Origin of the sequence: uncultured Leptotrichia sp. (assembly GCF_938036635.1) — a bacterium.
In the GTDB taxonomy this organism is placed as follows: domain Bacteria; phylum Fusobacteriota; class Fusobacteriia; order Fusobacteriales; family Leptotrichiaceae; genus Leptotrichia; species Leptotrichia hongkongensis.
The window spans coordinates 1-8169 of record NZ_CALHQO010000101.1; the positions used below are offsets into that span (position 1 = coordinate 1).

9 protein-coding genes are annotated in these 8169 nt (G+C 31.6%); 3 read left to right on the forward strand and 6 right to left on the reverse strand.

All coding sequences use genetic code 11. The features are described 5' to 3' along the window. Positions 1-64 precede the first annotated feature (64 nt). The 3 genes from aroA to aroC all read left to right on the forward strand — a co-directional run bounded on the left by aroA (position 65) and on the right by aroC (position 3239). The gene (gene aroA, locus Q0370_RS01840) at positions 65-1357 is read left to right on the forward strand and encodes a 3-phosphoshikimate 1-carboxyvinyltransferase (RefSeq protein WP_299571325.1); all 1293 of its coding nucleotides are present in this window, start codon (positions 65-67) and stop codon (positions 1355-1357) included. Between the two features lie 136 nt (positions 1358-1493). Further along, on the forward strand, positions 1494-2114 hold the full coding sequence (locus Q0370_RS01845) for a Type 1 glutamine amidotransferase-like domain-containing protein (protein ID WP_299571328.1): 621 nt from the start codon (positions 1494-1496) through the stop codon (positions 2112-2114). Between the two features lie 27 nt (positions 2115-2141). After that, positions 2142-3239 (forward strand): chorismate synthase, encoded by a 1098-nt coding sequence (gene aroC, locus Q0370_RS01850; RefSeq protein WP_299571331.1) that lies wholly within the window; start codon positions 2142-2144, stop codon positions 3237-3239. A gap of 87 nt (positions 3240-3326) precedes the next feature. Here the strand turns inward: aroC and Q0370_RS01855 are convergent, their stop codons facing one another. From Q0370_RS01855 to Q0370_RS01880, 6 genes are all read right to left on the reverse strand, one after another. Then, on the reverse strand, positions 3327-4262 hold the full coding sequence (locus Q0370_RS01855) for a M23 family metallopeptidase (protein WP_299571333.1): 936 nt from the start codon (positions 4260-4262) through the stop codon (positions 3327-3329). 36 nt (positions 4263-4298) lie between these two features. Continuing rightward, a complete protein-coding gene (locus Q0370_RS01860) occupies positions 4299-4769 on the reverse strand; it encodes a hypothetical protein (RefSeq protein ID WP_299571335.1) in 471 nt (156 codons plus the stop codon). A 12-nt stretch (positions 4770-4781) separates the two neighbouring features. Further along, positions 4782-5015, reverse strand: a complete 234-nt coding sequence (locus Q0370_RS01865) for a serine kinase (protein WP_299571338.1) — start codon at positions 5013-5015, stop codon at positions 4782-4784. A gap of 68 nt (positions 5016-5083) precedes the next feature. Continuing rightward, on the reverse strand, positions 5084-6289 hold the full coding sequence (gene coaBC, locus Q0370_RS01870) for a bifunctional phosphopantothenoylcysteine decarboxylase/phosphopantothenate--cysteine ligase CoaBC (RefSeq protein ID WP_299571340.1): 1206 nt from the start codon (positions 6287-6289) through the stop codon (positions 5084-5086). 24 nt (positions 6290-6313) lie between these two features. Next, entirely contained in the window at positions 6314-7765 is a 1452-nt protein-coding gene (cysS, locus tag Q0370_RS01875; protein ID WP_299571343.1) for a cysteine--tRNA ligase, read from the reverse strand. 57 nt (positions 7766-7822) lie between these two features. Next, a complete protein-coding gene (locus Q0370_RS01880) occupies positions 7823-8098 on the reverse strand; it encodes a hypothetical protein (protein ID WP_299571346.1) in 276 nt (91 codons plus the stop codon). Positions 8099-8169 lie beyond the last annotated feature (71 nt).

The window sequence follows — 8169 nt, forward strand, 5'->3', positions numbered from 1 at the left end:
GTAAAAAAAACGGATTATAGAGTCTATATAATTAATTAAAATAAAAAAAGGAGAAAAATAATTTATGAAAATAGCGATAAAACCAAGCATATTAAACGGTACAATAGAAATACCGCCATCTAAAAGTTATTCACATAGGGCGGTAATTGCGGCTGCATTAGCTGAAGGCGGGAAGAAGTCAAAGATTGATAATTTGAAGTTTTCAGTAGATATTACAACAACAACGGATATTATGGAAAACTGGGGAGCGAAAATCAATCGAGAGGAAAGTTCTCTTGAAATTATTGGAAATGGCGGAAAAGTTGTTCCAAAAGATAAATATGTACAATGTAATGAGTCGGGATCTACAATCAGGTTTTTGATACCGATTGGGATTACAAGTGAAAATGAATTGATTTTCGACGGAAAAGGGAAACTGGTGGATAGACCACTTGACTCGTATTATAAGATTTTTGATAAGCAGGGAATTTTTTATAAAAATGAGAATGGGAAATTGCCACTTGAAGTGAATGGAAAATTGAAGGCAGGGAATTATGAAATTGACGGGAATATAAGTTCACAGTTTATTACGGGACTTTTGTATGCCTTGCCACTCTTGGACGGAGATTCAAAGCTGACTATTAATAAGAATTTGGAATCTAAAGGATATATTGATTTGACATTGGAAATATTGGAACTGACAGGAATTGAGATTGTGAACAATGACTATAAGAGTTTTGATATAAAGGGAAATCAGATTTATAAGCCGTTTGATTATACTGTTGAGGGGGATTATTCGCAAGTGGCGTTTTGGATTGTAGCTGGAATAATTTCTGCAAACAAGGGCAATGAAGTGAAATGTCTGCATGTGAATAAGAACTCGCTGCAAGGCGACAGGGAAATAATAGAAATTGTTCAAAGAATGGGGGCAAATCTTGAGATTTTTGATGATTATGTACTTGTGAGACCTTCTAAAACTCAAGGAACAGTAATTGATATTTCGCAATGTCCTGATATTGGACCAATTTTGACAGTATTAGGGGCCTTGAGTGAAGGAGAAACTAGGATTATTAATGGGGAAAGATTGAGAATAAAAGAATCAGATAGAATAACTTCAATAAAGACGGAATTGAATAAACTTGGAGCGAATGTAGCTGAGGAAGGGGACAGTTTGATTATTCAAGGTGTAGAAGGATTTACAGGGGGAGTTACAGTGAATGCATGGAATGACCATAGAATTGCAATGTCGCTTGCGATTGCTTCAACAAGATGTGAAAAGGAAATAATTCTGGAAGAGGCTGAAAGTGTTAGAAAATCTTATCCGCATTTTTGGGATGATTTTGTGAAAATGGGTGGAGAAATAGAGAAAGATTGCTAAGAAAGATAAAATTTATTTATAATTGATAAATAAGTTAAAAATGGTAAAATCTAAATTAATGAGATAGAAAATTAATAAAATATGCGGATGTAAAATTTAATTAAATTTTGTTGAGACCGTTAAGAAAGGAATTTATATGAGTAAATTATTTTTGACATCATATTTAGCAGGAACGAAAAATTTAGTGAAAGAATTTTTAAAAGATGTACCAGAAAAAGAAATTACGTTTGTTCCTACTGCTTCAAACACTGAAGATTATAAAGGATATGTAGACGAAGCTAAGCAGGCATTTTTGAAATTGGGATTTTCAATAAATATTTTAGATATTTCAAAAACAGAAAAACAAAAAATAGAAAATATATTGAAAGATACAAAAATTTTGTATGTATCAGGTGGAAATGTATTTTATCTATTGCAGGAACTAAAACGTAAAAAAATTTTAGATACTATCAAAGACAAAATATCAAATGGAATGCTTTATATAGGAGAATCGGCTGGAGCGGTTATTACTTCTAAAAATATAGAATACATTCAGATAATGGATAATAAGGAAATTGCTACTGATTTGGATAATTATGAAGCAATGAATATTACAGATTTTTATATTTTGCCACATAATAATGAATTTCCATTTGTCGAAAGTTCAAAAGAAACTATAAAAATTTATGAAAGTAAATTAAATTTACTTCCAATAAGCAATAGTGAGGCAGTTTTTGTAAATGGAAAAGATTTTGTTGTAAAAAATGATGATAAATAAAAATGTGGGAAAATAGAAAGGAAAAAAATGGGAGCAAATTTTGGAAAAAACTATAAAATATCAATTTTTGGTGAATCACATGGTAGTGCATTGGGAGTAAATATTGACGGAATTCCGGCAGGAACGGAGCTGGATTTAGAATTTATCTCACAGGAAATGAGAAGAAGAGCACCAGGAAGATCAAAATTGACAACACCTAGAGTGGAAAAGGATGAATTTGAGATTTTGAGTGGATTTTTTGATGGAAAAACTACTGGAACGCCACTTGCGATGATTATCAGAAATTCAAATCAGCGTTCAAAGGATTACAGCGAATTAAAAAGAAAGCCAAGACCAGGACATGCAGACTGGAGCGGATTTAACAGATATAGTGGGTTTAATGATATTCGTGGAAGCGGACATTTTTCTGGGAGAATAACGGCTTCGTTGGTATTTGCTGGAGCAATTGCAAAACAGATTTTGAAGGAGCAGGGAATTTTAATTGCAGCTCACATTAAATCAGTGAAAGATATTGAAGATAGAGATTTTGTGGAAAGCGATATTACAGAGGAAAATATTGAGAAACTTAGAAATATGACTTTGCCTGTCTTGAATGAAGAAATTGTGGAAAAAATTGAAAAGGCTGTGGAAAAAACAAGAGAAGAAAAGAATTCACTTGGTGGAATTGTAGAACTTATGGTTACAGGACTTCCTGTGGGAATAGGAGACCCATATTTTGAATCCATGGAAAGCGAACTTTCGAGAATGATTTTCTCGGTGCCAGCTACAAAGGGAATAGAGTTTGGGGCAGGCTTTGGAATTACAGAAATGACAGGGTACGAAGCTAATGATGAGATGTATTTTGATGAAAATGGAGAAATAAAATCATTTACAAATAACAATGGTGGAATTATAGGTGGAATAACGACTGGAATGCCAATTTCATTTAAAGTGGCAATAAAACCCACAGCTTCAATAGAAAAAGCACAAAAAACTGTAAATCTTGAAACAAAGCAAAATGATATTTTAGAAGTACGAGGAAGACATGATCCAATAATAGTACCGAGAGTAGTGCCAGTATTGGAAGCAGCTACGGCAATTGTGATTTTGGATAGGGTTTTGGAAAGTAAAAAAAGAGAATTATAAAAATATTATAAAAAAATTGATATCGAATTATTGTAGAAAATAAAAAATAAGCAAGAGGTTAGAATATTAGCCACTTGCTTTAATTTTTTACTTAAATTTTTTTCTTTGTTTTATTTTATGTTTAATAATTGTTTTTTTATCATTTTCAAGAGTACTTTTATTTTCTAAAAATATACTTTTATCTCTAAATCCAGTATCATAGCCCTTTGTTTCAAACCATTCTGTTTTAGCTGCTTCAGTCTGAGCATTTATCTCTTGTTTTGTCATTTTGTCTCCATTTTTTATTTTAAAGTACATTTCTGGATCAACTCTGTTTATAAGTCCTTTTCCTCTCATTTCAAAGGCTATCTCAAAATGCAGATGAGGAGCATGTGTTCCGCTTGCATTTCCAGTTGTACCTGTTTTGGCAATCACTTGCCCAGCCTTTACTGTATCTCCGATTTTTACATTCACTTCACTTAAATGGCAATATCTAATGTATTTTACTTGCATTGTATTAGGGTCATAATTTGGGCTGTATGCCCATTCTCTTGCACTTTCTTTAGGTTTGTAATTTTTTCTTTTTATTTTTTCAAGTTCCTTTGGATCGACTTCCAAGTAGAAATTTAATCCATAACCCGTTTTATCCACGTACATATCCACAATTTTACCATCTAGAACAGCATAAACATCTGACCCTGGCAATGCAAAGATATCGATTCCTTGATGCCCTCTCGCTCCATTACTTCGAGTGAGCCCAAATTTAGCCCAGTCAGGATAAACTTCACCACGAAAATTATAATAGGTAACTTGCGGATTTTTTACTGGATTAATCCTAAAAATTTTGTCATCTTCCTCTTCATTCACAATATTCTTCCCAGAACTAATATTTTTTCTGCTAAACATCATTCCGAAAATAATAATTCCTAAAATGAATAAAGCTATTATTCCCCAAATTATCCCTTTTTTCTTGCTAAATTTTGAATTTTTCACTTCATGCTTTTCTTCAATTTTATCGTCTAAATTCTTATTTTCATTATCCATAGTTAATTTGCTAAATTTGTATAGCCTCTCCTTCTTTTATTTATTTTTTTCTTCATCCAAAATATATTCTTCAATGTAAAAATTAGAAATATGTGAAGAAAATCCTTCTATTTTCTGATATTCCTTTATTTTCTTCCTAGCTTCTAATTTTGACAAACATACTGATAAAATTCGATGTTTTTCTTTTATTTTATCTTTATCAGTATAATAAAAATGAGAAAGTACATATAATTTTTGATTTTTTGAATTATCAATTTTTACCTCATCTTCTTTATAATAAGTAACATAACCGCCTTCCCATCCAGCATATTTATCCAAATGATGCTTTTCTAGCCAGAACCCATCCAAATGTGAACAAAATCCTTTGATTTTTTTATATTTTTCCAGTGCCTTCAATCCCTCTTCCTTTGTATAATAGGCACCTAAAAACCTTGCTTCTTCATTCCACTTATATTTATCATAGACATCTCCATAATCATATCCATGTGATAAAATCCATATTTCCATAGTTTCTCCTAATTATTTAAGGCTTTTAGATTTAAACCCTTTTGTATAGTAATCTTTTCCAATTATCATGGTTCTAATTTTAAATCCTTCAGGGAAATCCCTAAAACCTTTCATTTCTTTCCATTTATCAACAATTTCCAATGCCTTTTCCTTTGTTGAAAAAAATCCTATTAATTTATCGTTATCCTTTTCATCTCTATGATACAGCATGTACACTTTTTTTATCTTTTGTTTTTCAGATTTCATAATTTATTCTCCCTTTTACAAAATCAATGAACTTATAAAAATCTACACATCCATAATTTCAAAAAACTTTATCTCTTTTTCAACTCAAAAATAACCTCACTCAAAATATCATAAGCCAGCTCTACCTTACTTTTCTGACTAATTTCCACTGAAGTCCTATCTTTTCTAATAATCTCAATCACATTTTCATCGCTGCCCATTACAGACGCGTTATTTGCCACTATAATATCCAAATTTTTCTTTTTCAGCTTTTTTAAGGCATTTTCCCTTATATCGTTAGTTTCTGCCGCAAATCCAACTAATAGCTGTTTTTCTTTTTTCTTGCTCATCTCTAGTAAAATATCAGGATTTCTAACCAATTCTATAACAAAATCTGAATCAGATTTCTTTATTTTTTCTTTTTTGTATTCCTTTGGTCTGTAATCAGCAACTGCCGCACAAGCTATGAAAATATCAGTATTTTTAAAATATTCATCCACTTTTTTATACATTTCCAACGCTGATTCCACAGAAATAAAATTTTTAAGCCCATTTGGAACTTTCAAATCCGTAGGCCCGCTAATTAAAGTTACTTCTGCTCCCATATCAACAGCCGCCTGAGCAAGTGAATATCCCATTTTCCCGCTTGAATTATTTGACAAATATCTGATTGGATCAATATTTTCCTTTGTTCGCCCGCTTGTTATAAGAATTTTTTTACCTTTTAGCGCAGTATTAAAATTTTCTATTTTTGAAAAAATACTGTATCTTTCTATTTCATCGACAATATCTTCTGGCTCGCTCATTCTACCTTTCGCACTATAATTGCAGGCAAGCAAGCCTTCTTCTGCATCAATAAACCTATATCCAAAGGATTTCAGCTTATCAATATTTTCTTTTAAAATGGGATTTTCATACATATTCACATTCATTGCCAAGGCAAAAAATACTGGCTTTTTTATCGAAACAGCGGAAAGGATTGTCGTAAGCATATCATCTGCAATCCCGTTTGCTACCTTTCCAATTATATTATAAGTCGCAGGTGCAATCAAAACCATATCTGCCCAATCCGCAAGTGAAATATGCTCCACTTCATAATGCGGATTGCTGTCCCACATATCCACATAAATCCTATTTCTTGATAAAGTTTCAAGAGTCAAAGGTCCAATGATTTTTGTAGCATTTTCAGTCATCACAACTTTCACATTATATCCTTTCTTTTTCAAAAACGATACAATTCCAGCCGATTTGTATGCCGCAATTCCTCCTGTAACTCCTACTAAAATATTTTTCATTTTTCCCTCTTTTTAAATCAAAAATTACAATAAATTATAATCTGTACTTCCATCCTTATTATCCTTAATTTCTACCCCAAGTGCCTTCAATTCATCCCGAATTTCATCAGATAACTTGAAATTTTTCTCACTTCTTGCCTCACTTCGTAATTTTATCAGCAATTTAATTAATTTTTTTGTCAATTCCATATTTTCTCCATCTTCTTCCTTCATGGCATTTTCCGCTTCAAGTGCTATTCCAAACACATTTTCTATTTTTTCCTTCAAAGAATCATAAGATTTTTTTATTTCATAATAAATTGTGGAAAACTCACTTTCATTTGTGGAAATAAATTTATTCGTTTCCCTAATCTGGTCAAAAATAGTCGCTAGTGCCTGCGGTGTGTTCATATCCTCATCCATCGCCTCTTCAAATTTTTTATCAAATCCATCAATTTTTTGAGAAAACTCTGAATTTTTAACATTTTCTATTTTTTCATTCTTATACTTCTCAACAATATTTTCAAATTTATTCATTGATTTTACAATGTTTTGCAAGGCTTTTTTTGTATCCTCCATATTCTCGAATGAAAAGTTAATTGGCTTTCTGTAATGAGTGCTAAGAATAAAAAGTCTTACTACATTCCCAGAAAATTTTTCAAGTATTTCACGAAGTAAAAAGAAATTTCCTAGCGATTTTGACATTTTGTCGCCATTTATCTGAATAAATCCGTTGTGAAGCCAGTAATTTGCAAAGTTTCCGTGATAAGCACACTTACTTTGGGCAATCTCATTTTCGTGATGCGGAAAAACTAAATCTTGTCCGCCACCATGAATATCAAATGTATCCCCAAGATATTTTTTTGCCATCGCACTACATTCAATGTGCCAGCCAGGACGCCCTTCTCCCCAAGGCGATTTCCAAAACGGCTCTCCATCTTTCTTTTTTTTCCAAAGTGCAAAGTCTACTGGATTTTTCTTAATTTCTGACACATCAATCCTAGCCCCAAGTTCCAGCTCCTCAATTTTCTGATTTGACAATTTCCCATAATCCTTATATTTTTTTACCTCAAAATAGACATCCCCATCTTTCTCGTAAGCAAACCCATTATCAATTAATTTTTGAATAATCTCAATAATTTCCGCCATATTCTCAGTAACTTTAGGTCTTTTCACGCTCTCAAGAATATTCAGCTTGCTAATATCCTCAAAAAAATATTTTATATATTTTTCCGAAACCTCACTCGCAGAAGTCCCTTCTTCCATAGACTTATTTATAATCTTATCATCCACATCCGTAAAATTCTGCACAAACTCAACTTCCATCCCCTTATGCTCAAAATATCGTGCCAACGTATCAAAAACCACAATCGGACGTGCATTCCCCAAATGTATGTAATTATAGACAGTAGGCCCGCAAACATACATTTTTACCTTATTTTCTTCTATTGTCTTAAATTCTTCAATTTTATTCGTCATTGTGTTGTAAAGTTTCATTTTTTATTCTCCCTACTTTTGAAAACTTTTAATTTATTTAAGTTCATTTAATTTTAGTTATTCCAATTTTTCTTTTATTAAATCATTAGGATAAAAGATAATAGCTGGATCAAATGTTATTATCAAATTTTTCTTTTTATATTTCTTGCCTTTTCGCTCAAAAAAATATACTTTCCTTATATTTTTTTCATTTTTTAATATTAACTGAATGTTATCTTTTTTCTCACCATAACTGATAATTAATGATATTTTTTTATTTTCCTTATAAAAATATCGATTTTTATAATAATTAATATACTCATCTTCTAAATCATTCTCTAAGAGCATCATCATTTACTTCCTTAAATTCCCCATACCGTTCCCCATTCTCATCCAAATGCCCAATAAAAGACTGTCCATTTAAT